The following is a 24,459-nucleotide window of genomic DNA, read 5'->3' on the forward strand; positions in this document are numbered from 1 at the left end:
GCGGTAAAACATGACCTCGCCCGGTTCGCCGTGCGGGGTTTTGTTGCTTTTGCGGCGCCGTTCGCCGCGTGCCACGCGCCGGCCGTTCGCCTGTCTGCCGCAGGGTAGCCGCCAGTCGGGAGCGACGCGCGCGGTTACTCCACGCGAGCAGGCTCCTCAGCCTGCGTCGAGCCGCGGCGCGACACGCTCTCCCAGGCGGCTACCACGATCATCACGACAGTCGTGAGGCCGCCCGTCATGAGCAGATCGGTGTGAAATGCGAATGGTGCGAGAAGCGCGAGCAGCACCAGCCCCACCACGTGCGATAGCGGAAACAGGCCATAGACGACGCGTTTGTACAACCCGTTGCCCGCCACGTAGATGGCCGGGCCGCCGAGCAGCAGCCACGCCGTCGGCCAGTCGATACGCTCGGGCGGATGCAGGATGATGAGGTCGTCGGCGGCGGCCGACACGATCACGCCGGCTATCAGGATCACGTGCACGTAGTGGAAATAGGCTGCCATCAGGCCAGGCTCGCGCGAGCTTGCGATGGCGCGGCTGCCGGCGCTGCTGCTGGTGTCGAAGTAGACCCACCACATGGCGACGCTGCCGGCAAAGCACACCAGAAACGCGATGATCGAAGGCGCGGTCCATGTGGCCAGATCCGACAGCGTGCCGCCCGTCACCACCACCGACTCGCCAAGCGCGAGAATCACAAATGCCTGGCAGCGCTCGGCGATGTGGCCGCCTTCGGTGGTTCGCCAGTCCGCGCTGGTCGAGCGGCCAAGCACCGGTAGTGGGAAGCCGAACATCGGCGAGAGGTACTCGCATAGCACCGCTACGCTCCAGCAGGCGAAGCGCGGCATGCCGTCGAGCAGACCTCCCGCGATCCATGCGACGCCTGAAATCGCGAGCCATCCGCAGATACGCCGGAAGTTCGCGGTGAGCGCATGGTCGCGGCCCAGAAACCCCAGCACGACCAGACTACGGCCCACCTGGATCACCACATAACTGATCGCGAAGACGAGGCCGCGCTCGCCGTAGGCGAGCGGCAGGCTCGCGGCCATGACCATGCCGATCACCATCACCGCAAACAGCAGCAGACGGACCTGGATGCGCTCGGGATCGAACCAGTTGGTGACCCAGCAGGTGTACTGCCAGCCGAGCCAGACCGCGAACCACAGGACCAGCGTTTCGAGCGCGCCGAACGCGCTCAGGTTATGCATCAGCCGATGCGAGAGTTGCGTGACGGCAAACGCGTAGATCAGGTCGAAAAACAGTTCGACGTTGGTAACGTGGGCCTCGTGCCCGTCGCGTTCGCGCAGGAAACGCGCGGGGGCGCGGGTGAGCCCGCGGGCGGTGTCGCTGGACATGCTGTCGTTCCTTCTTGCGGGAGCGGGCAGGGTGGTTCGGTGGCTTTCATGCTGCGTGCTATTGCGCGGGCAGCTGTAGGGCGCAGTAAGTCAAAGTCAGGCGCGGCGTGCGGCAGCGTGCCGGTCAGACGCTGTGTCTAGTGGTGTTTCTTCGCTTTGTCGGGGTGATGGGTTGCCGGAGGCACAGGCGTGGGATGCGGCCGCTCGGTGGGATCGACCGCGATCGGGTCGCTCGCGGGGAAGGTTTCGTCGAGAGCCTCATCGAGACGGTCTTCGGCCGTTTGGGCGGGCGGCGGCGCGTGTGGCTTCGGCTTGGACATGTCCTGCTCCGCAAAGAGTGTCGAACGGTCAGGATAGCGCAAACCCGGCGCCGCGTTCCACGGCTTTTCTGTGGGCCGATGCGCCGCACGAAGCCACAAAACGTCACAAAAATGCTTGAAATTTGGGCCTTGTGACTCGTCTTGGGTGTGTCGCGAGAGACGGCCGGCATCGGTCGCATCCGGGCGGCTCAAAGACGAGGTGGCGCAGCTATGGAATCGAACGGATCGCGGCAGGCGCAACGCTTAAACGCACTGCATGTCGTGGAAGCGGAACTGGAACACCTCGACTGGGCCACACAGCAACCCATGCAGCGCATCCTGAACGCCGGCTATTGGCGCCGGCGTGTGCTCGCGGTCAAAGCCGGGTACGAACTGACGCACCAGCAGGGGGTGCGTCTCGAGCAGATCTTGCAGCGTCTGGGGAATGCGGCGCAATCGGCCGGCTGAAGCGGTGGGGTAACCGGGCGAGCCACTCAGGCCAGCGAAGCTGGCCAGTCAAGCGGATCAAGCAAGGCGGACCAGCCGGCCCGCCTCTGCAACACGACCTATTCCTGACCGTTGTTGTTGCCGTTACCGTCGCCATTGCCCGTGCCGAACAGGCGCCGGCGGCGCGTGACCACTACCGGGCCGTCCGAAGGCGCCCGGTCAGAAGACGGCGTGCGCTCGGCAGGCGGCTGGGCGCCATACGATTCGCGCGGCTCACGCGGTTCGCGGTGTTCCCGCGGCTCGCGCGAGCCATGCGGGCCGCGCGTGGTGTGCTCGCCGTGCGACGGCCGTCCGGCCCGCGGCGCGGGACGCGTGCCGGTGTCGAGCTGGATGGTCGAAATGGCGCGCTTGTAGATGCCTTGCAGGCCGACCGGCGTGCGCAGCATCACCAGATATTGATCGAACGACTCAATACACCCCGTCAGGCGAATGCCGTTGACAAGATAGATCTCGACGCGCTTTCTTTCTTTGCGCGCTGCGTTCATGAAGTCGTTTTGCGGATGCGATTCTGCGGATGCCATGGACAAGTCAGGTAAGAAGGACAGTTGCTCGCCGCGATTCTACCCTTTTCAGGGAAAAGCGCGCGGGGGGAGCGTTCTCTGCGTCCACTATAACGGCTTGCGCGGATAGAAGCATCTGATAACTGGCCCTCGTAACGTTGAGTTACCAATCTGGCGGGAGTCTGGCGGAGGAAGGCTGGCCCGGCTCCCGGCATTGCCGCCGCTCCACCTTGCCGCGCTTTATCTGCAAGAGGGCGGAATAAACCTGCTGTCGCGGCGTTAACGTTGCATGGGCGGCGTGTTCGTCGGCGCCCTGCTTCGACTTAGCCCGCGTCCGGACGGCCCTGCAGGCGGGCCAGTCTCGACGCGCCGGCGGTCACGGTCCGCTGCGCCCGTCGCGTGGCAATTCAACGCATGACACACCGCAACATCCCGGCATCCGGTCGCAAACCGGCGCGGGCCCCAAAGCGGGTGTCGTCAGGAGACTGCATATGAAATTGTCCCAACTGGTTTCAACCGCGTGCGTCATCGTGGCGCTCGCGCTAACAGCCTTCGGCACCACGGCTTGCACGACAGCGGATTCGTCCGGCGGCGGAAGCACGAGCAGCACTGGCGGTTATTAACAGCCCGCGCGCGCCGTTCGCTGCGTGAAGTTCGAAGCGGAAGTGATTTCATGGCTCCCGCAGTTGCGCCGCTATGCGCGCGCACTGACGGGCGATACCGCATGGGCAGACGATCTGGTGCAGGACACCGCCGAGCGCGCGCTTGCACGCTGGGCGGCGTTCCGGCCGAACAGCAATCTGCGCGCATGGCTGTTGACGATCCTGCGGCATCTCTACATCGATCAGTTGCGGGTGCGCCGCGAGGTCACGGTCGATGAGGAAACCGCGCCGTGGCGCGATCTCGCAGCGCCGCCCGGCGAAGTAGACGGGCTGGTATTGCGCGATTTGCAACGGGCACTGTATTGTCTGCCGATCGAGCAGCGCGAAGTGCTGCTGCTCGTGTGCGTCGAGGAATTGACTTATCAGGAGGCGTCGATTGCGCTCGGCGTGCCGATTGGCACGGTGATGTCGCGCTTGTCCCGTGCCCGCGAGCACATGCGTGTGCTGCTGACCGAAGGGCCGGCGCGCATCCCCACGCCGTTGAAAGTAGTGAGAACGCCGTGATGAGCCAAGACGACCACGATTCCGCTCTTCCCGATTCGCTGAAACCGGCGGATTTGCGCGCGCTCTCGGCGTTCATCGACGGTGAGTTGCCGCAAGGCACGCGCGCGGCCGTTCTCGAACATCTCGCCGACGATCCGGAGGCGGCCGCGCGGGTGGAAGCGTGGCGGGCGCAGAAATCTGCGTTGCAGGCCTTGTGCGGCGGTGTATCCCAGCGCGATGCGGGCGATGTCGCGCCGTCGTTCGTAGTCGTGCGCGTGCCGCCGCCGTGGTGGCGCCGCGTCAGTCTCGCGGCGTGCTGGCTGGCTGCGGGCGCGGGCCTTGCGCTCGCAGCGGGACCGCTCGCGTCGCGCTTGCCGAGCGGTTGGATCGGCGCGCAGCCGCTGAGCTTCGCCCGACGTGCGGACGTCGCCTATGCGGTCTATACGCCCGAGCAGCGTCATCCGGTCGAGGTCGCGGCTAGCGAAGAACAACATCTGATTAGCTGGCTCTCGAAACGGCTGAATAGGCCGCTCTCGGTGCCGTCGCTGCAGGAGTACGGTTATTCGCTGGTGGGCGGCCGCCTGTTGCCGGGCGAAGCGGGGCCGGCGGCGCAATTCATGTACGAGAATTCGGACGGCGCGCGGCTCACGCTTTATGTGACCGGGATTCCAGACGATGAAACTGCCTTCCGGCTGTTTCGCGAAGGCAACCGGCGCACCTTTTACTGGGTGAACAGCCACATGGGCTACGCGTTGTCGGGGCCGATCTCGGAGGGCAAGCTACGCGAGATCGCCATTGACGTGTGCGGCTCGCTGGGCGGCAAACCGTCGTCGTGGAAAGAATAGACCGGCGCGGCTGGCGCGCCGCCCGACACCTGGCGGCAAGGCCTGCTGAAACATGATGTAACGCAACCGGGCCGCGCGCCCGGCGCATCATCGGAATAGCGTTGTCCGGCATTTCGTTTACTCGTTGCAAGCCCATGCTAATGCGGCTTCTGCTTGCGCCGCTTGCGCGGTTTTAAGCAGACAGCCGCTGGGCGGATGCGAGGCGAAACGACGTGGTCTTTACGGCGACGGCCGCGAGTGCGGACGCAACACCGAAGCGTCGGGACAGGACGGAATCATGCGTTATATCAAAGGACGTTGGGCAGTATTAGCCTTGTGTGTCGCGTGTGCGGGGCCGGTAGCAGCGCAATCCAGTGAGGACGGGCCGCCATGCCAGACGGTCGCGGGTCAGGCCGAAATCAATGGCGCCATGCAGCAGATCACCGGACTCGCGTGCCAGCAACCGGACGGCACCTGGCAGATCGTGCAGGGTGATGACAATGCCGTGGCGCTGTATCCAGCGGGACTCTATCCGTACTACGATCCGTGGTATTGGAGCGGCGTCGTGACCGTCGGATTCGGTGGGCCGTTTATTTTCGTCGACCGGTTTCATCACCGCTACGCGCTGGATCATATTCACTTCAGCCGGGTGGGATTCCGTGGCGGCAGGCCGGCCGGCGGTTGGCACGGCGGCGGCTGGCACGGTGGCGGTGGCATGCATGGCGGTTGGGGCGGCGGAGGTGGGATGCGCCGGTAGTGACAGTGAAGGAGACGTTTTGACACGCATCTTGCCGCCGAATATCGCGGAAGCCCAGTTCGACCGGGCACTTGCCGAATGGACGGCGATTGTCGGCGAGGAGAACGTCGTGTCCTCCGGGATCGACCTCGCGTCGTATCGCGATCCGTTCGCACCCGGTCAGGCCGCGGCGTTCTCTGCATCTGCCGCGCTGCGGCCGGATTCGGTCGAAGCAATCCAGGCCATTCTGCGCATCGCGACGCACTACCGCATTCCGCTATGGACTGTGTCCACCGGCCGCAACTTTGCCTATGGCGGCGCCGCGCCGCGGCTGACGGGCTCAGTGGTGCTCGATCTGCAGCGGATGAACCGCATTATTGAGGTTAACGAAACGCTGGCTTACGCGCTCGTCGAGCCCGGCGTCAGCTACTTCGATCTGTACGCCTGGCTACGCAGCAAGGGCTACCGGCTGTGGGTCGATCCGCCGGCGGCCGGCTGGGGCAGCGTGATCGGCAACACGCTGGAACGCGGCTTCGGCTACACGTCGTACGGCGATCACGCTGCCACCCAGTGCGGCATGGAGATCGTGCTGGCTAACGGCGATGTCGTGCGCACAGGAATGGGAGGGATCGACATCGGCACCTCCTGGCAGACCTATCAGCCGGGCTACGGACCATCGTTCGACGCGATGTTCATGCAGTCCAACTACGGTGTGGTCACGAAAATGGGCGTGTGGTTGATGCCCGCGCCGCCCGCTTATCTGCTCGGCGAAATCCAGTTTCAACATGAGCAGGACCTCGAAGCGATTGTCGAGATATTGCGGCCGCTGCGCCTCGCTGAGACGATTCGCAATAACGCGGTGATCGAAGGCGGCCTGCGCCGCGCGGCGGGTATCACGTCGCGGACGCAGTGGTATGACGGCCCGGGCGCGATGCCGGAAAGCGCGCTTGCGGCGATGCTTGAGCACCTGAAGGTCGGCCGGTGGAATCTGCACTTCGCGCTGTACGGCACACCGGAGGTGATCGACGCGCAGTACGCGCTTGTGAAGCGTGCCTTCGCAGAGGTGCCGCAGGCCCGCTTTCTGGCGAGCCGCTATAGCGGGGATGCGCAGCCGTCCGGTGGCGGTGACCGCAACATGTCCGGCATTCCCGCGATGACCGCGTTCCGCATGCTCGACTGGCGCGGCGGCGCGGGTGCGCATGTGGACTTCTCGCCGATATGTCCCGCGACCGGGCGCGATGCGATGCGTCAATACACGATGGCGAAGGCGCGCGCGATCGAATACGGCTTCGATTACTACGGTGGCTTCACGGTGGGCACGCGCCATTTGCACCATATTTTTGCCGCGATTTTCGATCGCGACGACGCGCAGCAGGCGGACCTCGCGGGCGATCTGCTGCGCGTGCTGATCAGCGACGCGCGCGCGGCCGGATATGGCGAGTATCGGACGCATCTTGCGTATATGGATTTTGCCGCGGCGCAGTACAACTTTAACGACGGCGCCCTGCTGCGTTTGTCGGAAACGATCAAGGACGCGCTGGATCCAGCCGGGATTCTTTCGCCTGGGAAACAGGGTGTATGGCCGGCGGCGTGGCGTGACCGGCGTGGTTATACGTGAGTGATGTACAACAGATGTCAGCGCAAAGGCGCAACGGCGGATGCGATGAAGGCTTACGTCTGAGTGAATCACGCAGGTACGAACGATGGACAGGCGTACATTTCTGATGACCGGCGCGTGGCTCTCTGCGACAGGTTCTGCCTGGCCGTGGATGGCTCGCGCCGCTAGCGCGCCCTCCACAGTCGCGGTAGTGGATGCCAGCCTCGTGGACGCGAGAACGTTCTCAGTCGATGCGGGCCGCGGCGCGATGCCGGTTTTCGAAACCGGCGACGACATCGGCATGCTCTGGTACACGACACTTGCACCGCGGCTCGCTGCGACGCCAGGTTTGCTGGTCGGCGTCACGCGCGCATCCGATCATTTCGTGCTTCAACAACTTGCGTTGCGTTCGGGCCGGATGGTCGAACACTCCCGTCATCAGTACGCGAGAGGCAGCGCCGCGATTGCATTCCTGATGGGCCCGCGCGAAAGCTGAAGCGGTGGCCGGCGGCGTGGTGGCAGCACCGCCGTTATCGCTCAGAACTTATAGGCCGGGTTTTTCGGATCGAACGTCGCATCGTCGAAGGTCTTCGGCGTAATGCTCTCGAAGACGATCTTCTCGAAGATCTTCCCGTCGTTCGCGTAGGACTCGGCCGTGCGGAAATACGGATGCCGCAAATCGAGCCCGAGCGTTTCTTTCTTCGCATAGAACTGCGGCTGACCGATGGGCGTTTCGTATGTGAAGGTAACGACCCGTACCTCTTCGATAGTTTGCACACTGATGTGGGTAGAGCGCGGCACGCCTGCCTCGACGTATTTTTTCCCTTCATCCAGATACTGGCCGGCGATGTATTCGGTGCCGAGATCGCGCACCTGGTGGTTCGATTGCGAGCGAGCCAATGCGCCTGTCGTCGAAGTCCACAACGGCATCACGCCCAGTATGCCGCCCAGGTGCCCATACATTTCATCGGCCCGTTTGGACTCGTCGTAGATGATCTCCTGGCCTGCATGCGCGCCATCCGGCAACCATTTCGCGTAGATTCGCAGCGGGTCGTGAGCGATGCGCACCAGCATGTGATCGGGCTTGTCCGGCCACTCGCCCTTGAGACGCTCCCAGCGCAGCATCGTGAATTCGTACGATGGGTAGCCGTTCGGCCCGTCCTTGATTAAACGCGGCAGCGTGAGCGGATCGAGCGACTGGAACAACGACGTGAGTTGCGCATCGTCGAGCTTTTCCAGTTCGCCGCTTTCCTGCGCCTGCCGCAACCAGTGCACCTGTTGGTCGAGGGTCAGCTTGCCGGCCTGCGATGGCGGCGTGGAGGGCGCCTGCGCGGTGCTGGCAGCGCCGGCGTCCGCCGAGGCCGGTGCGCTGGCGGGTTGCGGGGCCGATTGCGCGAATGCCGCAGCAGGCGCCAAACCCAGCGCCGCGCCGGCGAGCAACGAGGAGGCCAGTGCGCGCCGCAGCAGGTGCGCGGTGCGCCTGAGCGCCGGTGCTGATGCGGCCGGAGCAGGCTTGAGCGATGGATGTAAGCTACACCCATCGTCAAGGGGGGGAAGGTAATCCAGACGGTGATCCAGGCTGCACGAGCGGCAGTGCTTCATTCATCTCCCTCCAGATCCAGTGTTGGCGGAATCGCGCTCGGTCATGCCGTTCGAGGCGTGCTTCCTCTCAGGCACGCTTTTCTTTCGCGAGTTCCTCGTCGCGTAGCGCCCGCCGCAAGATTTTGCCGACATTGGTCTGCGGGAGTTCGCTGCGGAACTCGACGGCCTTCGGCACCTTGTAGCCGGTCAGATTCTTGCGGCAGTGCTCGATGACCTTCTCAGCGGTCAGCGCGGGATTGCGCGAAACGATGAACACCTTGACGCGTTCTCCCTGCGCGGGGTCGGGAATACCGATAGCCGCCACTTCGCGTACATCGGGGTGCATGGCGATCACATCCTCGATTTCGTTCGGATAGACGTTGAAGCCGGAGACGAGAATCATGTCTTTCTTGCGGTCGATCAGGCGCATGAAACCGCGTGAATCCATCACACCGATGTCGCCGGTAGCGAGCCAGCCATCTTCGTCGAAGACCTTGGCGGTTTCGTCGGGCCGGTTCCAGTAGCCTTTCATCACCTGCGGACCCTTGACGCACAGTTCACCCGCTTCGCCGATATTGGCCCAGGCACCGTCGTCTTTCTTGAAGCGCACCTGGGTGGAGGGCGCCGGCAGGCCGATCGAGCCTTCGCAATCGCGCAGGTTCTTCAGGTCCACCGGGTTCATCGAGACGATCGGCGAGCATTCGGTGAGGCCATAGCCTTCGATGATCGGCTTGCCTGTCACCGCCTTGAAGCGCTCGGCGACAGCCTTTTGGGTCGCCATGCCGCCGGCCATGGCGAGTTTCAGGTTCGAGAAGTCGCGCTTCCTGAACTCCTCGTTTTCGAGGAACGCACTGTAGAGCGTATTGACGGCGGTGATGCCGGTGAATTTCTCGTTGCGGATGATCATCATCACGCGTTTGGTGTCGCGCGGATTGGCGATCAGGATGTTGCGCCCGCCGAGTCCCATGAAGATCATCGCATTCACGGTCAGCGAATAGATGTGATAAAGCGGCAGCGGGGTGAGCACGGTCTCGATCTCGCCGCTCAATTGCCCCTGCGACCAGACCTTCGCCTGCAGCAGGTTGGCGATGATGTTCTGATGCGTGAGCATCGCCCCCTTGGCGACGCCGGTCGTGCCGCCCGTGTATTGCAGGAACGCCAGATCGCCCTGCGTGAGACGCACTGGCGTCAGTGGTTTCGTATAACCGATGGCGAGCACGTCGAGCAGACGCACCGCCTTTGGCAGGTAATACTTCGGCACCATCTTTTTCACGTGCCGCAGCATGAAATTGAGTAGCCGTCCCTTGAGATTCAGGCCGTCGGCGAGCAGGTCGCCGAGACCGGTGACCACCACGTTCTGCACGCGCGTGCCGGGCAGCGCCTGTTCGACGGTCTTCGCGAAGTTCTCGAACACGATGATGGTCTGCGCGCCGCTGTCTTTCAGTTGATGCGCCAGTTCACGCACCGTGTAGAGCGGATTGACGTTGACCACCACCGCACCAGCCTTCAGGATGCCGAACAATGCGACCGGATACTGGAAGGTGTTGGGCAGCATGATAGCGACCCGTTCGCCCGGTTTGACGCCGATGTCCTGCAGCCATGCTGCGAAAGCCGTGGCCTTGCGCGCCAGTTCTCCATAGGTCAGATTGGCGCCGACACTCACATACGCAACCCGTTCGCGGAACTGCGTGGTGCATTCGTCGAAGAACTGCACGATCGATTCGTACTGCCGCACGTCGATTTCGTGTGGCACATCCGCTGGGTACGACGCATACCAGATGCCGTCGGTATTCGGTGCGCGCGGTGCCGGTTTGGCATCGAGAGGCGGAGTCGGTGCCGACTGGATAGGTTGGTTCATCTTTTGTCTCCTGAAGCGAAACGCTTCATCTGTGTCTGTTATGTATGCCTATGGCTGGCGATGTACGGTGCAAATGCATGGCGGGAGCTAGCGTTCGAGAATCGCAACAACGCCCTGGCCGCCCGCTGCGCAAATCGAAATGAGACCGCGCGCCGTGCCAGCCGGTTTGTCGAGCTGCGCAAGCATCTTCGCGAGGCCGGCGACAATTCGTCCACCGGTTGCGGCGAATGGATGACCGGTGGCGAGAGAGCTGCCGTTGACGTTCAGTTTCGCACGGTCGATCGCACCGAGCGTTCCGGATAAGCCCAGTTGTGTGCGGCAGTACTCATCATCCTGCCACGCTGTAAGCGTGCATAGCACCTGGGCCGCAAAAGCTTCGTGAATCTCGTACAGGTCGAAGTCCTGCAGGCTGAGTCCGGCGCGGGCCAGCATGCGTGGCACGGCGTAGGCGGGCGCCATCAGCAGGCCCTCTTTTTTGTCGAAGTAGTCGACCGCAGCGGTCTCCGACCAGCTCAGATAGGCGAGCACCGGCAGGCCGTGTTCTGCAGCCCACGCTTCGCTGGCGAGCAGCACCGCGGAGGCGCCGTCGGTGAGCGGCGTCGAATTGCCGGCAGTTAGTGTGCCGGCATCGCGGTCGAACACGGGTTTCAGGCCGGCCAGTTTTTCCAGCGTCAGATCGGCGCGCAGGTTGTTATCGCGCGCGAGGCCTTTGTAGGGCGTCATCAGATCGTTGAGAAAGCCACGTGTGTAGGCGTCGGCGAGCTTGCGATGGCTCTCGTAGGCCAGTTCGTCCTGCGCCTCGCGCGCAATGCTCCAGCGCTTGGCCATTAGCTCGCAGTGCTCGCCCATCGAGAGGCCGGTGCGCGGTTCGCCATTGCGCGGCAGGAGCGGTTTGAAGAACATGCCGGGCCTTAGTTTGGTCAGTGCGCCGACCCGTTGGCCCGGCGTCTTGCCGCGATTCGCTTCGAGCAGGATCTTGCGCATCCGCTCGTTGACGCCGATCGGCGCGTCCGAGGTGGTGTCGACGCCGCCTGCAACGCCCACTTCAATCTGTCCCAACGCGATCTTGTTGGCAACGAGGATGGCGGCTTCCAGGCCGGTGCCGCAGGCCTGTTGCACGTCGTAGGCTGGGGTTTCTTTCGCGAGGGTTGTTGAGAGGACCGACTCGCGCGTGAGGTTGAAGTCGCGCGAATGCTTGATGACCGCGCCCGCTGCCACTTCGCCGAGGCGCTCGCCGTGCAGGTTAAAGCGGTCAACCAGCCCTTGCAGGGTGAAGGTCAGCATGTCCTGGTTCGAGGCGCTCGCGTAGGCGGTGTTCGAACGCGCAAACGGAATCCGGTTGCCGCCGATGATGGCGACGCGTCGCACAGCGGGAAGCGGGTGGGACATGCGTGACTCCTTGCAGGGTGAAGCGGGTTGATTGGGTTGAGCGGTGGCCACGACTGCTGCGTGGATGGGCCGTTTGCAGCTTTGCGGGTATGGCGCACCGCGAGCTCAAAAGGGCGAACGATGGGTCATGACGGTGGCCGGTTCATAGAGATGTCCATTGAAAGCGGCCGCGCAAATGCGGTTTGTCACCAGCCGCGTCGCGCACTTCCAGTTCGCGTGTGCTGGGCGAGGGTGAGCTGGTCCATAACGAGGCGTCGCCGGGCAGCAGCATCGGCAGCTTGAATTCCGCGCTGATGACCGCTTCGGCGAGCGGCTTGGGCGGCTGCAGTGCGGCGGCGCTGCGCGCGAGCGTCCACATGCCGTGTGCGATGGCGCGTGGGAAACCAAATGCCTTGGCCGTCAGCGTGGTCAGATGAATCGGGTTGTAGTCGCCGGACGCATGTGCGTAGTCCCGCCCGAGTTGCGCAGGAAGCTGCCAGCGTGCCACTCGGTGCAACGTGTCGCGTTCGATCTCGAGTGCGGCCAGGGGATCGCCCATTGGGGCGGCACCGCGCTTCAGATAGACGCTGTCGCCGTCCCACACCGCTTCGCCGCGCCGGTACAGGCGCGTATGCAGTACGAACGCCTGACCCTTGTCGTGACGCAGCAAGGCACCGAATTCGACCTCAACCCGCAACGCCTCGTTGTACGCGAGCGGTCTGCGCAGCCGCACGTGATTGGCGAGATGCACGAGCCCGAGCGCGGGCCATGGGAAGGCCGGATCGGTCAGCATCAGCAGATGCAGCGGGAAGGCGAGCAGATGCGGGAAGGTCAAGGGCACGCCGTGCTCGGGGATAAAACCGCAGACCCGCGCATAGCGTTCGATCGCTGCCGGCTCGAGCGGCGCCGCCGGACGCACGAGCCGCAGCGCCGGCAACTGGGAGGGGCGGCCGCGTTTGATCAGGCCGGACAGCGCGCGTGCATACAGCTTCGCCGGCGCGGGTAACGCCTCGATGACCACCGTCTTCGGACGCACCGCGCCGTAAGCCTGGCCGATGCCGGAGGGCTCGTGCATGCTCATGCTCCGATCAAGCTTTGACCGCAGACGCGCACCACCTGGCCGGTGACGCCTGCCGATCCAGGATGCGCGAGCCACGCAATAGTCTGGGCCACGTCCACAGGTTGGCCGCCCTGACTCATCGAATTCATCCGGCGTCCGGCTTCGCGGATGGCCAGCGGAATTTTTGCGGTCATCTGCGTTTCGATGAAACCGGGGGCCACGGCGTTGATCGTGATGTTTCGTTTGCCTAACGGGATAGCCATGCTTTGCACGCGGCCGATCACGCCCGCTTTCGAGGTTGCGTAATTGGTCTGACCCATGTTGCCGGCGATGCCGCTGATCGACGACACGCACACGATGCGGCCGCCGTCGCGCAGCGTCCCGGCCGCGAGCAGGGCGTCGTCGAGGCGTTCCTGCGCGGACAGATTGATGTCGATCACGCTGTGCCACGCGGCTTCTGTCATGCGGGCGATGGTTTTGTCCTTCGTGATGCCGGCGTTGTGCACGACGATGTCGACACCGAGTTCATCGAGCGCCGCGGCGATCTGCGCGGGTGTCTCGGCGGCGGCGATATCGAAGGCGAGGGCGGTACCGCCGAGTGGCCGGATGGTGGCGTCGAGCGCGTCTTTGGCCGAGGGGATATCGATGCCGATGACGTGCGCGCCTTCGGCTGACAGGGCACTGGCGATCGCCGCGCCGATTCCGCGTGCCGCACCGGTTACGATCGCGCGTTTGCCGGCGAGAGGTTGAGCCCAGTCGAACGTGGTTGCGTGAGAGGTGCCGTTCGCAGCAACGCGCACCACCTGACCCGAAACATACGCCGAGCGTGGCGACAGAAAAAAGCGCAGCGTCGCCTCGGCCTCATGTTCAGCGCCTTCTGCAACGTAGACCAGATTCGCCGTGACGCCGCGCCGCGCCTCCTTGCCGAGCGAACGCGTGAGTCCTTCGAGCGCACGTTGCGCGGTCCATTGCCGCGAGCTCGCGCACGCTTCGGGCGGTCGCCCAAGCACAACGATGCGGCCGCATTTGCCGAGCGAGCGCAGCGTGTCGTGGAAGAACGCGAACAGCGTATCGAGCTGGCCGCTGTCTTCGATACCGCTCGCGTCGAAAATCAGCGCGGCAACCCGTCCATGCGGTCCGGCTTCGGCGGGCTCGAAGCGGCCCGTCATCAGACCATGACGCGCCGCGAGCGATACCCACAATCCGGCGCTTTGGTGCGCGACGCTGGTGAAACCGGTGCGCGCGATCACACCCGCCAGTGCATTGAGCAGACGCGGCTCGCGCCCCGCGCCGATCGCCACGAGTCCATCGAACTCAGGCTGGTCCGCGCGATAGCGGCGCAATACCTCGGGCTTCGGCAAGCCGATCGAGCGCGCGAGGCGCGCGCCGAACGGCGAGTTCACGAAGTTCAGGTAGGTGTCGTTCATCTTCTGTTGCTCCGCTGGCCAGTCGGGGTTGCTTTCGTATGCCTGGGTTTCAGGTTTGGATTACGTGATGCATCAGTGTGCACGGCGCAACGCTCAGGCTGCAAGCTGCATCGCTTTTTCCAGTGCCTCCTTGCGCCGCTGCAGCGCTTCGAGCATGCCGAAGTCCGGTTCGAAGTCGTCCACCTTGATGACCTCGGCGCCATAGCGGGCATAGTCGTCGAGCACTCGCCGCTCGTCGGTGTCGAGCAGACCCTGCTGTTGGGCATTGGCGGTCCACTCCGCGAGATGGGCGAGGCTTTGCGGCATCGGCGCGAGCAGGCCCTGCTTGACCGCATCGCGCAGCTTGCGATCGATGGCGTCGATACTCGGACTCAGCGCGAACAGCAGTTCGCCGTACCCGAGCGGGTCGACGTCAGGATGCGGCACATAGGAGTCGGATACCAGCCGTTCACGCGCTGCGCCCGGCGTTTGCATCAGCTCGGCGATTGCCGTTCCGAGCGTGTCGGAAGGCGCACGATGTGGCAGGCCGAACGGAAACGCCAGCAGACGCACGAGACCCGCGGCGAGACGGTTCGGATAGTTAACCAGCACGCCGTCGATAGCCTCCTGCGCCTGATGCAATGCATCCTCGACGCCCCAGCGCACGAGCGGCAGGTCGCTTTCCTGACGGCCTTCGTCCTCAAAGCGCTTGAGTGTCGCCGAGATCAGATAGAGCTGCGACAGCACGTCGCCCAGCCGGCCGGAAATCCGCTCGCGCCGCTTCAGATCGCCGCCCAGCACGAACATCGATACGTCGGCGAGCAGCGCGAACACCGTGGAGATACGCGTGGCTGCGCGATAGTAGGGGACCAGCGGCGCATACGCACGCTGCGGTCTCCTGATGAATGCGCCGGCCGTGATGCCATAGATGAAGCTGCGCACGACGTTCGACAGCGTAAAGCTGACATGCCCGAAGAACGCTTCATCGAATTCGCGCAGCGCTTTGCCGCGGTCTGCTTCGCGCGTCGCAGCCATTTCCTTGAGCACATACGGGTGGCAGCGGATGGCGCCCTGGCCGAAGATGATCAGGCAGCGCGTGAGAATGTTCGCCCCTTCGACGGTGATCGACACCGGCACCTGCTGGTAGGCACGCGCGAGAAAGTTCGACGGTCCCATGCAGATGCCCTTGCCGGCGGTGACGTCCATGCCGTCGTTGATGACCTTGCGGGCGCGCTCGGTGACGTGATACTTCGCGATCGCCGAGATCACCGAAGGTTTTTCGCCGAGATCGACTGCGTGCGCGGAGAGTCGCCGTGCCGCGTCCATGACGTACAGGTTGCCGCCCATGCGGCCGAGCGCTTCCTGTACTCCTTCGAACTTGCCGACCGCGGTGCGGAACTGGCGGCGCACGGCGGCGTAGGCACCGGTACCGCGCACGGCGATCTTCGCCATGCCGACATTCGATGACGGCAGCGAGATCGCGCGGCCCGCGGCGAGGCATTCCATCAGCATGCGCCAGCCGTTGCCGACCTGATCGCGTCCGCCGATCACCCAGTCGATCGGTATGAAGACGTCCTTGCCCGAGTTCGGACCGTTCTGGAACACGGCGTTGAGCGGCCAGTGACGGCGGCCGATGTTGACGCCAGGATGACTGGTCGGAATCAGCGCGCAGGTGATGCCGGGTTCATCAGTAGAACCGAGCAGATGATCGGGATCGAGCGCACGGAACGCGAGGCCCAGCACGGTCGCAATCGGTCCGAGCGTGATGTAGCGCTTGTCCCAGGTGACGCGAAAGCCGAGCGTCTCGCGACCTTCAAAGGTGCCCTTGCAGACGATGCCCACATCGGGAATTGCCGCGGCATCCGAACCCGCGTAAGGACTCGTCAACGCGAAGCAGGGGATTTCGATGCCGCGCGCGAGACGCGGCAGGTAGTGGTTCTTCTGCTCTTCCGTGCCGTAGTGCATCAGCAGTTCGGCCGGCCCGAGCGAGTTCGGCACCATCACCGAAACGGCGGCGGCCGAGCAACGCGTGGCAAGCTTCATGATGACCTGCGAATGCGCGTAAGCGGAGAACTGCTTGCCGCCGTACTGCTTCGGAATGATCATGCCGAGGAAGCCGCGCTCCTTGATGTATTGCCAGGTTTGCGGCGACAGGTCTTGCCAGACAGCGGTGGTTTCCCAGTCGTTGGCGAGATCGCACAGATGCTGGCATTCGACGTCGAGAAACGACTGCTCTTCAGCGGTGAGTTTCGCGGGGCCGTGCCCAAGCAGGGTGTCCCAATGCGGGCGTCCGGAGAAGAGTGCAGCGTCCCACCAGACCGTCCCTGCTTCGATGGCATCGCGCTCGGTCGGCGACATCTCCGGCAGGATCTTGCGAAAGATCTCGAGCACCGGCTTCGAGATCCAGGCACGCCGCAACGGCTTGAGCGTGAGAACAAGCGCGGGCAGCACGAACACGATGGCGAGGATAGCCGTAGCAACCGGCCCCGCCGCGCCGCTCAGATGCGCGGCGGCGACCCATACGATCAGGAAGGCAAGCCACCACGAGGCGCGGGCCTGCACATAGACGAGTGCCGCAGCGGCGAGAACCAGCACTAAGAAGAACCATGACATGGCGTTTCCTCCTGATTTGATGGTGCGCGCGGACGCGTCCGCAGGATGCGGAAGGTTCGCATTGTTTGTTTGACAGCACATGCGGTGCCAGGTGCACCGCGGCGCCGGTGGGAGACAGGGCGGTCACATCCGGGCCGGCCCGGACGTGACCTGCTCAGGCTGCGCCGTGCGCGACGTGCCGCAATGAACCGCTCAGGCCGCCACTCAGTCCACCGCCCAGGCGTTCCGGTTCACGTGACAGCGCCTCGGGTTCGGTGGCGCCCAGCGCAGCCGCTGCGTTGCAGCCGCTGCCACTGTCCTGACCGTCGCCCGTACCGTCGGTGGCATCGCCCAGTACGGCCGCGAAGGCGGCCAGCTGGGTCGCATCGGGTAGCGGCGCCTTGAGCGCGGCGACCATCAGCGAGGCGAGGCGCGCGATCAGTTGCAGATCGTTCATCGACTTGCCTTGCGAGAACTCCGTGATCAGGCTGTCGGTATCGGTGCCCGCCAGTACGCCGGAGAGCGCGCCGATCGCAAAGTGCAGGCGCCAGCCGAGTTCGTCGCGCGGCAGATGCGGCAGCGCGCGCTGGAACGCTGCAAAGAAACGCTCCGCCACCAGGGCGTAGTGTCCATTCAGAAAGTCGCGAATGAACGACGACGGATCGGTGTACGCGCGTCCGAGCAGACGCAGGAACGCCTTACCGCCCACCCGCGGATCGCGCGACAGCCGCAACGCCGGAATGAACATCGCGCCCAGCACGTGCTCGCAGGTAAGCCGGGGACCGAGCATGCCGTCGAAACGCTCGAGCAGCTTGACCCGTTCCTGGTTGAGGCGGTCGAGGCGACGCGAGAGCATCGCGTGAATCAGCGCTTCCTTGCTGCCGAAGTGATAGTTGACCGCTGCGAGATTGACCTCGGCGCGCGAGGTAATCTGACGCAGCGACATGGCCTCGTAACCGCATTCAATGAACAGCGTTTCTGCGGCATCGAGGATGCGAGACTTCGTGTCGCCGGTGTGCCGGCCTGTCGTACGAACTGCCATGTTGCGTCTCCCAATTACCGGTTGCCCGGCCGCAAACAAGCGATTCAAATGCGCATTTGAAACGCGCGTTTTTTTCAGGATAAGAAGGTTATGGATCATCGGGCAAGGGCTCTCTATGGACGGACTCCTCTAAAAAAGCACCGCTGCGGTGCATCAAATGCTTCGGACACCGCACGGTTGCTGTTCCGGTTGCCGAATAAAAAAGGCCGTTCCGATAGCAATCGGAACGGCCTCGCGGGTACTGCCTGGCGTGGCGGCCTGGGGCCGCCTATAAGTGTGTTTCGCGTCTTTCGGTGCTGCTGATACTAAACCGCTGCAACCTCTTTGGCAGATTGTGTCATATCTATGCCTCGACGTTCACGACTAAACGGAATAAGTACCGCAATTGCCACGGCGACGATACCGATCACCACGGCCATGACTAGCGCATAGTTGTTGCCGTGTTTCTCGGCGAGGCCTGCCTGCAGCGGCGCGTTGACCGAAGCGAGCAGGTTGCCGAGCTGGTACACGAGGCCCGGGAAGGTGGCGCGGATTTCATCCGGCGAGATTTCGTTCAGGTGGACCGGGATCACACCCCAGGCGCCTTGCACCGAAATCTGCATCAGGAACGCGCCGACCGCCAGTAGCACCGGCGTGGTCGAGAACGCCCACAGCGGCAGAACCGGCAGTGCGATCAGTGCTGCGATAAAGATCGCGCGCTTGCGGCCGATTTTCTCGGAGAAGAAGCCGAAGAAGAGGCCCCCGCAGATCGCGCCGATATTCAGCACGATGGAGATCAGCGAGACCGTATGCGCATCGAAATGATGCTGTTCGCGCAGGAAGGTTGGGTACAGATCCTGTGAGCCGTGCGAGAAGAAATTGAACGCGGTCATCAGGATGATCGAGTAGATCGACAGCGTGACGTTCTTCTTCAGCGTTGCAAGCAGCCCTGGCCTTGCGCGCTTTTCCAGCGTTTTGAACGCCGGCGACTCAGGCACGTGCGCGCGCACATAAAGCACCAGCAGTGCAGGCAGCACGCCGACCATGAACATGCCGCGCCAGCCGATGTATTGATACAGCACGCCGAACACGACCGAGGCGAGCAGATAGCCGCTGGGATAACCGGCCTGCAGCAGACCGGAGACGATGCCGCGCGATTTGGCCGGCACGGTTTCCATGGTCAGTGCGCCGCCCACGCCCCATTCGCCGCCCATGGCGATACCGAACAGCGCGCGCAGCACGAGCAGTGTGGTGAGGTTGGGGGAGAAGCCGGACAGCAGTTCAAGCAACGAATAGCACGCGATGTTGACCATCAGCGTGGGGCGGCGGCCGAATTTATCGGCGAGCCAGCCAAAGATGAGTGCGCCGACTGGGCGCATCATGAGACTCAACGTGATGCCAAAGGCTACGGTTTTGACGTCCGTACCGAATTCGCTCGCGATATCTTTCAGGATGAACACCATCAGAAAGAAATCGAATGCATCGAGCGTCCACCCGAGATAGGCGGCGATAGTGACGTTTTTCTGTTCCCGAGTCCAACTCATGTGTTTTTTCTCCAAGTCTCCGAACAACCCGTGCCTTACGGCGGATCGCAAGGCGACCCGCGCGCCCCGTGCAGCGGGCTCGCAGGGAGTGTACGCCGACGGTTAAGCGTCTGCATGCTTGAAATGCGGTTTCTCAGTAGATGTCCCTAATGTCTGCACGTCCCCGAGCGCGTGCTGGCTATAGATATATTCATAAAATGAATCAATAAATTATAAAAATAAATTTGCCTCATGCTGTGGTGCGGCATACGATGACGGCATCCGAAAATAGCTCCTATCATTGCTCTCACCATGTCCACCAGACCGATCCCCTCCGAGCCTGCGGCTGATCACCGAAGCCCGTTCGCCGTGCTTGTCAGCGTGACCTTGCTCACCGGCGTCGGCGCAGGTCTCGGCGGCATGTCGCTGGCGCTGTTGCTGCACTGGATCCAGCACGTTGCGTTTGGCTACAGCCTCGAGCACGTCATCAGCAACGAGAGCTTCCTGAGCGGCGTGAGCGGCGCGGCGCCCGAACGGCGAGTGCTGGTGATGGTCGTCTGCGGCCTTGTCGCCGGTCTCGGCTGGTGGGCGCTGTATCGCTACGGGCGTCCGCTCGTCAGCATCAAGAAGGCGGTCAAATCGGAAGATCCGCGTATGCCTGTCGTCAGCACGGTGATTCATGCCGTGCTGCAGATCGTGACGGTCGCGCTGGGCTCGCCGCTTGGCCGCGAGGTGGCGCCACGCGAGATCGGCTCGGTGTGGGCCGGCTGGCTGTCGCATCGCGCGGGGCTGACGGTTGCCGAAAGCCGCATCATGGTGGCGTGCGGGGCCGGGGCGGGGCTGGCTGCCGTCTATAACGTACCGTTAGGCGGCGCGGTGTTCGTGCTCGAAGTGTTGCTGGGCACGTTCGGCTGGGCCGCGTTGGTGCCGGCGTTGGCGACGTCTTCGATTGCCGCCGTGGTCGCCTGGATCGGTCTGGGCGATGAGCATCAGTATTCGGTTCCGCAGCTGCTGCTGAGCACGCCTCTGGTCGTCTGGTCGGCGCTGTGCGGTCCCATTTTCGGGCTGGCGGCGTGGGGCTTCACGCAACTGACCACCCGCGCCCGCGCTCATGCGCCGAAGGACTGGCGACTGCCGGTTCTGGCGCTCATCAACTTTGCCATCATCGGTGTGCTGGCCATTGAGTTTCCGCAATTGCTCGGCAATGGCAAGGGCCCGGCGGGTCTGTCGTTCAATAGCGAGCTGACGATCGGGCTGGCGGCGGTACTGCTGATCCTCAAGGTTGCGATCACGGCCGGCAGTCTGCGTGCCGGTGCCGAAGGCGGTCTGCTGACGCCGGGGCTCGCGAACGGCGCATTGCTCGCGATCGTGCTTGGCGGGATATGGAACATGATCTGGCCGGGCACGTCTTCGGGGGCTTTTGCGATTGTCGGCGCGGGGGCGTTTCTGGCCGCATCGATGCAGATGCCGTTGACGGCGGTGGTGCTGATTCTAGAGTTCACTCGTGTGAGCCATGACTTTCTTGTTCCCATCCTGCTCGCGGTGGCTGGCTCCGTGTCGACCTTCAAGCTGCTGGCGACCGTATGGGCGGCGCGCAACGTGCCGGCCGCGGCATCGGCGAAGCCGGCGGGCGCGGTGATGGCGAGGTCGGCGGGCGAGGGTTATGAGGGGTAGATACCGCCCAGCTCATATTGGTGCATCTTCGGCTTGCATCAGCTTAATTCTACGGTGACTCGCTAGCCGTCTTCGTATGAATGCCTGGGCAGGCCTTTCAATCATCGAGAAAGCATATTTTGAAGACACCAGGGTTACGGCAATAAACCCGAGAAAGAACCAGACGCTTCTATAGGGCACAGCTACGCCAGTTTCGCGACAGACCAGCATAATGCATAGCTGGATAGGGAAGTGAAGCAGATAACTGGAATACGTCATATTCCCCGCTGTTTCAATAGCGCCGCGAATCCTCGCCGGAGGACTGAAATATTCCGACATAAAATATACGCTGGATAGGGTTGCCGCCATCAGGAAAAATTTTGGCTGAATTTCAAGTTCGGGTCTGCTGTTAAGGAAATGCCAACCGGCTATCATTGCAATGACCAAGAGAAAAGAAGCCCCCGCCGCCGTTCGGTGTCTCCGCATAAACGGAGCCGCCATCGTCAGGACCCCGCCGGCATAGAACAGGGCCAGGCACTGAAGTACTGGGCTTGACACGCCGAAGCCCATTGCAACGGCAGTTGCAACCACCACCATTCCAGAGAGAAAGATGTTATTTAAAAAAATTCGCAAAAATGCATAGAATATAAAATATATCAAGATTTCCACCGAAATCGACCAGATCGGACCGTTAAATCCAACTGGAGCCGTACCGATCCAGCTGCTCGCCATGAATATCTGGAGAAAGAATTCCCTAAAATTATTGTTCTGATAAACAAAATAAACGCCGCTTTTCCGGAAGTAAGCGTACTGCAGAAGCGCTACAGCCAGAAGCGTGACGAAATGAAGAGGATAGAGCCGGGATAGTCTGTAGACAAAGAAATTCCATCCTGAAATCGATCCCGTTGCTATCGCCTCACCGTATTTCCAGAAGAAAATATAGCCGCTTATGCACCAGAATATCTGGACCCCAAGGTATCCGTATCGATATATCGGGAGCAATAAAGAATAGAGCGGTTGGGTCGACGGCGAAAATTCAACGGGCTCGCTGCCAAGATATGAAAAGTGTTTGTAATGCCAGACAAGAATCGCGAGTGCAGATACAAATCGTATGCATTCGAGACCTAATATTTTGCTCCGTGATTTTTCGCCTTCGGTGTTGCTTTCAGAGAGGATGCTGGCGGGTTGGGTGGCCGTCATGCTGTCGATCCTTTGGAGCGGAGAAGAATGCCTGCGGGTTGACCGCGGGATGGCAATTGCATCTACTGCACGACCAAAGTCGCCATCGTTGTGATGGACAAAACGGCTTTGCAACTGATCCTAACCAGCCGCTAACACGTGAACTGTTGGTTGGCGCACAGTCAGCCGTGTACGGCGCCCTGTAGGCGGGCTTTAGCTCCCCGTTCTTTGCAGCTGCCTGGATTCTTCACGCCACCGCAACCTGTCCGCCCCGACGGCTCCAACGAAGTGGCAAGCGCGCTCCACATCCGAAGCTTGTGTTTGTTCAGCTCTATTCGATGTTCATAAAATACGAACGAGAAAAAGAAAACGATTGAACATCGGCTGTGGGGCCATTTCGATTAAAGTTCGGCCATTTCAACCCGATATACATAGGACAAGTAGATAGAGACCACATCTGCCGGGGGACAAAAAGCATGTTGAAAAACCTGTCGATTCGCGCCAGCCTTAACCTGATGATCGCGTTGTTCGGGATCCTGCTGGCTGTAGGGGCTGCGGTCGGGCTTTTATCAATGCGTGATGGCAATGAATCCTTGCGCCAGATGTACACCGTCGATACGCCTGCCGTGGCTGACCTCGAGGGCGATTCCGTCAAGTTGCTGAACGCGCGGCTCGCGCTTGCGACCTACGCGTCGCTTGCCGAGCTGAAGGATCAGGCGGGCCAGGACGCCGTGCTGGGCCGCTTAAGTATCTACCTGCAGGCTTCCAACGATTACCTGTCGCACTATTTGAGCCATGCAGGCCATGGCGATGAGGAGCAGGCCCTCGTCAAGGACATGCAGGACAAGCGTGCCGCGTTCCTGCATCAGGGCCTGGAGCCAGCTCTCGCCGCGATCAAATCCGGCGACACGCAAGCCTTCGTGCAACTTCAGGCGCACGTCATGCCAAAACTGTTCAACGTGTATTCGACGGCGATGGCGGCGCTCATCAATGCGCAACTCGATCGCGGTGCGCGTCGCTACCAGGATGCGGAAAACCGCTTCCACATGGTCAGCCTGGCGGTCGCCGCCGGTCTCGTAGCCGCACTGCTGCTCGCCTTGGGCGGCCGCATGATGCTGATGCGTGCGATCGTCGATCCGGTCAACGCGGCGATCGGGTATTTCAACCGTATCGCCGAGGGCGACCTGACGGGCCGGATCGTCGCCACGGGCGCCAACGAGATGAGCAAGCTCACGGCCGCGTTGCAAAAGATGCAGGATTCGCTGCGTGCAGCGATCACCTCCGTGCGGGGTGGCACCGAATCGATCAACGTTGGGGTGAACGAAATTGCCGCGGGCAATGCCGATCTGTCGCAGCGCACGGAAGAGCAGGCGGCATCGCTCGAGCAAACGGCTGCGAGCATCGAAGAACTGACCTCGACGGTCAAGCAGACCGCGGAGAACGCCAGGCAGGCGAGCCAGCTCGCGCAGAGCGCATCAGGGCTCGCCGTCAAAGGCGGTGAGCTGACGCAGCAGGTGGTGGGCACGATGCAGAACATCGTCGGTGATTCGCACAAGATCGCCGACATCGTCGGGGTGATCGAAGGCATCGCCTTTCAGACCAATATTCTGGCGTTGAACGCAGCGGTGGAAGCCGCCCGCGCGGGCGAGCAGGGACGTGGCTTCGCGGTGGTCGCGAGCGAGGTGCGTGCGCTCGCGCAGCGCAGCGCCGGCGCCGCCAAGGAGATCAAAGGATTGATCGCCGAGTCGACCTCCCGGGTGCAGTCGGGCTCCGAGCTGGTCGACCAGTCAGGCACGACGATTACCGAGATCGTCCAGTCGATCGCACGCGTGAGTTCGATCATGAACGAGATCGCGGCGGCTTCGGCCGAGCAGAGCGTGGGCATCGATCAGGTCAACCTCGCCGTCGCGCAGATGGACGAGGTGACCCAGCAGAACGCGGCATTGGTCGAGGAAGCGTCGGCCGCTGCGCAATCGATGGCTGGACAGGCCCGCACACTCAGCGACGCAGTAGCGGTGTTCAGGGTCGCCGAGACGGGCACTTCGACGGTGTCGCGAGCCGTGGTTCCGCAAATTGCCTCGCAAAGCGCATCACGCCGGCCTGCAGTGGTCGTTCGCACGCCGCCAGTCCGTACAACGAAGGCAAAGCCGTCACCTGCCGCCGCTGCAGACAGGCCGACGGCCATCGTCGCGGATACCAGTGCTACGGACTGGGAGAAATTCTGAGTCCGGATTTCGCGGGACTTTGAAACGCCTGCG

General features: G+C 62.7%; 21 protein-coding genes. 9 read left to right on the plus strand and 12 right to left on the minus strand.

The features are described 5' to 3' along the window. Nucleotides 1-134: 134 nt before the first annotated feature. Together P3T20_RS19080 and P3T20_RS19085 are read right to left on the minus strand one after the other, a co-directional pair. A complete protein-coding gene (locus P3T20_RS19080) occupies nucleotides 135-1,352 on the minus strand; it encodes a low temperature requirement protein A (protein ID WP_429287545.1) in 1,218 nt (405 codons plus the stop codon). 137 nt (nucleotides 1,353-1,489) lie between these two features. Next, nucleotides 1,490-1,672 (minus strand): hypothetical protein, encoded by a 183-nt coding sequence (locus P3T20_RS19085; RefSeq protein ID WP_429287546.1) that lies wholly within the window; start codon nucleotides 1,670-1,672, stop codon nucleotides 1,490-1,492. A gap of 210 nt (nucleotides 1,673-1,882) precedes the next feature. On the opposite strand from P3T20_RS19085, the gene P3T20_RS19090 reads away from it, so the two are divergent. Next, entirely contained in the window at nucleotides 1,883-2,119 is a 237-nt protein-coding gene (locus P3T20_RS19090) for a hypothetical protein (RefSeq protein ID WP_074264954.1), read from the plus strand. Between the two features lie 98 nt (nucleotides 2,120-2,217). Here the strand turns inward: P3T20_RS19090 and hfq are convergent, their stop codons facing one another. Beyond that, on the minus strand, nucleotides 2,218-2,679 hold the full coding sequence (hfq, locus tag P3T20_RS19095) for an RNA chaperone Hfq (RefSeq protein WP_074264953.1): 462 nt from the start codon (nucleotides 2,677-2,679) through the stop codon (nucleotides 2,218-2,220). Between the two features lie 470 nt (nucleotides 2,680-3,149). Between hfq and P3T20_RS19100 the strand changes: the two genes are divergently transcribed. The 6 genes from P3T20_RS19100 to P3T20_RS19125 all read left to right on the plus strand — a co-directional run bounded on the left by P3T20_RS19100 (nucleotide 3,150) and on the right by P3T20_RS19125 (nucleotide 7,456). Further along, entirely contained in the window at nucleotides 3,150-3,281 is a 132-nt protein-coding gene (locus tag P3T20_RS19100) for a hypothetical protein (RefSeq protein ID WP_302050853.1), read from the plus strand. Nucleotides 3,282-3,305: 24 nt separating this feature from the next. Beyond that, nucleotides 3,306-3,824, plus strand: a complete 519-nt coding sequence (locus P3T20_RS19105) for a sigma-70 family RNA polymerase sigma factor (protein WP_074264952.1) — start codon at nucleotides 3,306-3,308, stop codon at nucleotides 3,822-3,824. Next, nucleotides 3,824-4,648, plus strand: coding sequence for an anti-sigma factor family protein (locus P3T20_RS19110; RefSeq protein WP_429287547.1), 825 nt, complete (start codon nucleotides 3,824-3,826; stop codon nucleotides 4,646-4,648). The genes P3T20_RS19105 and P3T20_RS19110 overlap by 1 nt, the downstream gene beginning before the upstream one ends. A gap of 277 nt (nucleotides 4,649-4,925) precedes the next feature. After that, on the plus strand, nucleotides 4,926-5,384 hold the full coding sequence (locus P3T20_RS19115; protein ID WP_429287548.1) for a hypothetical protein: 459 nt from the start codon (nucleotides 4,926-4,928) through the stop codon (nucleotides 5,382-5,384). Nucleotides 5,385-5,403: 19 nt separating this feature from the next. Further along, nucleotides 5,404-6,981, plus strand: a complete 1,578-nt coding sequence (locus tag P3T20_RS19120) for an FAD-binding protein (RefSeq protein WP_429287549.1) — start codon at nucleotides 5,404-5,406, stop codon at nucleotides 6,979-6,981. 85 nt (nucleotides 6,982-7,066) lie between these two features. After that, nucleotides 7,067-7,456 carry a hypothetical protein gene (locus P3T20_RS19125; RefSeq protein WP_429287550.1) on the plus strand — a complete coding sequence of 130 codons (390 nt, stop codon included), beginning with the start codon at nucleotides 7,067-7,069 and terminating at the stop codon, nucleotides 7,454-7,456. A 41-nt stretch (nucleotides 7,457-7,497) separates the two neighbouring features. Here P3T20_RS19125 and P3T20_RS19130 read toward each other — a convergent pair whose 3' ends face one another. The 8 genes from P3T20_RS19130 to P3T20_RS19165 all read right to left on the minus strand — a co-directional run bounded on the left by P3T20_RS19130 (nucleotide 7,498) and on the right by P3T20_RS19165 (nucleotide 19,390). Continuing rightward, entirely contained in the window at nucleotides 7,498-8,562 is a 1,065-nt protein-coding gene (locus P3T20_RS19130) for a DUF1571 domain-containing protein (RefSeq protein ID WP_429287551.1), read from the minus strand. Nucleotides 8,563-8,629: 67 nt separating this feature from the next. Beyond that, nucleotides 8,630-10,399 carry an AMP-binding protein gene (locus tag P3T20_RS19135; protein WP_429287552.1) on the minus strand — a complete coding sequence of 590 codons (1,770 nt, stop codon included), beginning with the start codon at nucleotides 10,397-10,399 and terminating at the stop codon, nucleotides 8,630-8,632. An 87-nt stretch (nucleotides 10,400-10,486) separates the two neighbouring features. Further along, nucleotides 10,487-11,788 (minus strand): acetyl-CoA C-acetyltransferase, encoded by a 1,302-nt coding sequence (locus P3T20_RS19140; protein WP_429287553.1) that lies wholly within the window; start codon nucleotides 11,786-11,788, stop codon nucleotides 10,487-10,489. A 142-nt stretch (nucleotides 11,789-11,930) separates the two neighbouring features. After that, nucleotides 11,931-12,848 carry a MaoC/PaaZ C-terminal domain-containing protein gene (locus tag P3T20_RS19145; RefSeq protein WP_074264945.1) on the minus strand — a complete coding sequence of 306 codons (918 nt, stop codon included), beginning with the start codon at nucleotides 12,846-12,848 and terminating at the stop codon, nucleotides 11,931-11,933. Next, nucleotides 12,845-14,254, minus strand: coding sequence for a 3-oxoacyl-ACP reductase (locus P3T20_RS19150; protein ID WP_074264944.1), 1,410 nt, complete (start codon nucleotides 14,252-14,254; stop codon nucleotides 12,845-12,847). Before P3T20_RS19150 ends, P3T20_RS19145 begins: the two co-directional genes overlap by 4 nt. Nucleotides 14,255-14,347: 93 nt before the next feature. Continuing rightward, nucleotides 14,348-16,846 (minus strand): acyl-CoA dehydrogenase, encoded by a 2,499-nt coding sequence (locus P3T20_RS19155; protein WP_074264943.1) that lies wholly within the window; start codon nucleotides 16,844-16,846, stop codon nucleotides 14,348-14,350. A 154-nt stretch (nucleotides 16,847-17,000) separates the two neighbouring features. Further along, the gene (locus P3T20_RS19160; protein WP_074266101.1) at nucleotides 17,001-17,867 is read right to left on the minus strand and encodes a TetR/AcrR family transcriptional regulator; all 867 of its coding nucleotides are present in this window, start codon (nucleotides 17,865-17,867) and stop codon (nucleotides 17,001-17,003) included. A gap of 305 nt (nucleotides 17,868-18,172) precedes the next feature. After that, entirely contained in the window at nucleotides 18,173-19,390 is a 1,218-nt protein-coding gene (locus P3T20_RS19165) for an MFS transporter (RefSeq protein WP_074264942.1), read from the minus strand. Nucleotides 19,391-19,681: 291 nt separating this feature from the next. Here P3T20_RS19165 and P3T20_RS19170 point away from each other — a divergent pair, with 291 nt between their 5' ends. Next, nucleotides 19,682-21,043, plus strand: a complete 1,362-nt coding sequence (locus P3T20_RS19170; protein ID WP_429287554.1) for a chloride channel protein — start codon at nucleotides 19,682-19,684, stop codon at nucleotides 21,041-21,043. Between the two features lie 12 nt (nucleotides 21,044-21,055). Here P3T20_RS19170 and P3T20_RS19175 read toward each other — a convergent pair whose 3' ends face one another. Continuing rightward, nucleotides 21,056-22,222 carry an acyltransferase family protein gene (locus P3T20_RS19175; protein ID WP_429287555.1) on the minus strand — a complete coding sequence of 389 codons (1,167 nt, stop codon included), beginning with the start codon at nucleotides 22,220-22,222 and terminating at the stop codon, nucleotides 21,056-21,058. Between the two features lie 455 nt (nucleotides 22,223-22,677). On the opposite strand from P3T20_RS19175, the gene P3T20_RS19180 reads away from it, so the two are divergent. Beyond that, on the plus strand, nucleotides 22,678-24,426 hold the full coding sequence (locus tag P3T20_RS19180) for a methyl-accepting chemotaxis protein (protein ID WP_429287556.1): 1,749 nt from the start codon (nucleotides 22,678-22,680) through the stop codon (nucleotides 24,424-24,426). Nucleotides 24,427-24,459: the final 33 nt, after the last annotated feature.

This window comes from Paraburkholderia sp. GAS206C (assembly GCF_050435645.1).
Classification (GTDB): Bacteria; Pseudomonadota; Gammaproteobacteria; order Burkholderiales; family Burkholderiaceae; genus Paraburkholderia; species Paraburkholderia phenazinium_B.

What these genes read in the sequence shown, in the direction of transcription:
- P3T20_RS19110 (WP_429287547.1), top strand. Translation starts at nt 3,824, where the DNA reads ATGAGCCAAGACGACCACGATTCCGCTCTTCCCGATTCGCTGAAACCG.
- P3T20_RS19130 (WP_429287551.1), bottom strand. Translation starts at nt 8,562, where the DNA reads ATGAAGCACTGCCGCTCGTGCAGCCTGGATCACCGTCTGGATTACCTT.
- P3T20_RS19125 (WP_429287550.1), top strand. Translation starts at nt 7,067, where the DNA reads ATGGACAGGCGTACATTTCTGATGACCGGCGCGTGGCTCTCTGCGACA.
- P3T20_RS19165 (WP_074264942.1), bottom strand. Translation starts at nt 19,390, where the DNA reads ATGAGTTGGACTCGGGAACAGAAAAACGTCACTATCGCCGCCTATCTC.
- P3T20_RS19140 (WP_429287553.1), bottom strand. Translation starts at nt 11,788, where the DNA reads ATGTCCCACCCGCTTCCCGCTGTGCGACGCGTCGCCATCATCGGCGGC.
- hfq (WP_074264953.1), bottom strand. Translation starts at nt 2,679, where the DNA reads ATGGCATCCGCAGAATCGCATCCGCAAAACGACTTCATGAACGCAGCG.
- P3T20_RS19080 (WP_429287545.1), bottom strand. Translation starts at nt 1,352, where the DNA reads ATGTCCAGCGACACCGCCCGCGGGCTCACCCGCGCCCCCGCGCGTTTC.
- P3T20_RS19155 (WP_074264943.1), bottom strand. Translation starts at nt 16,846, where the DNA reads ATGTCATGGTTCTTCTTAGTGCTGGTTCTCGCCGCTGCGGCACTCGTC.
- P3T20_RS19170 (WP_429287554.1), top strand. Translation starts at nt 19,682, where the DNA reads ATGTCCACCAGACCGATCCCCTCCGAGCCTGCGGCTGATCACCGAAGC.
- P3T20_RS19145 (WP_074264945.1), bottom strand. Translation starts at nt 12,848, where the DNA reads ATGAGCATGCACGAGCCCTCCGGCATCGGCCAGGCTTACGGCGCGGTG.
- P3T20_RS19150 (WP_074264944.1), bottom strand. Translation starts at nt 14,254, where the DNA reads ATGAACGACACCTACCTGAACTTCGTGAACTCGCCGTTCGGCGCGCGC.
- P3T20_RS19175 (WP_429287555.1), bottom strand. Translation starts at nt 22,222, where the DNA reads ATGACGGCCACCCAACCCGCCAGCATCCTCTCTGAAAGCAACACCGAA.
- P3T20_RS19115 (WP_429287548.1), top strand. Translation starts at nt 4,926, where the DNA reads ATGCGTTATATCAAAGGACGTTGGGCAGTATTAGCCTTGTGTGTCGCG.
- P3T20_RS19180 (WP_429287556.1), top strand. Translation starts at nt 22,678, where the DNA reads ATGTTGAAAAACCTGTCGATTCGCGCCAGCCTTAACCTGATGATCGCG.
- P3T20_RS19135 (WP_429287552.1), bottom strand. Translation starts at nt 10,399, where the DNA reads ATGAACCAACCTATCCAGTCGGCACCGACTCCGCCTCTCGATGCCAAA.
- P3T20_RS19090 (WP_074264954.1), top strand. Translation starts at nt 1,883, where the DNA reads ATGGAATCGAACGGATCGCGGCAGGCGCAACGCTTAAACGCACTGCAT.
- P3T20_RS19100 (WP_302050853.1), top strand. Translation starts at nt 3,150, where the DNA reads ATGAAATTGTCCCAACTGGTTTCAACCGCGTGCGTCATCGTGGCGCTC.
- P3T20_RS19160 (WP_074266101.1), bottom strand. Translation starts at nt 17,867, where the DNA reads ATGGCAGTTCGTACGACAGGCCGGCACACCGGCGACACGAAGTCTCGC.
- P3T20_RS19085 (WP_429287546.1), bottom strand. Translation starts at nt 1,672, where the DNA reads ATGTCCAAGCCGAAGCCACACGCGCCGCCGCCCGCCCAAACGGCCGAA.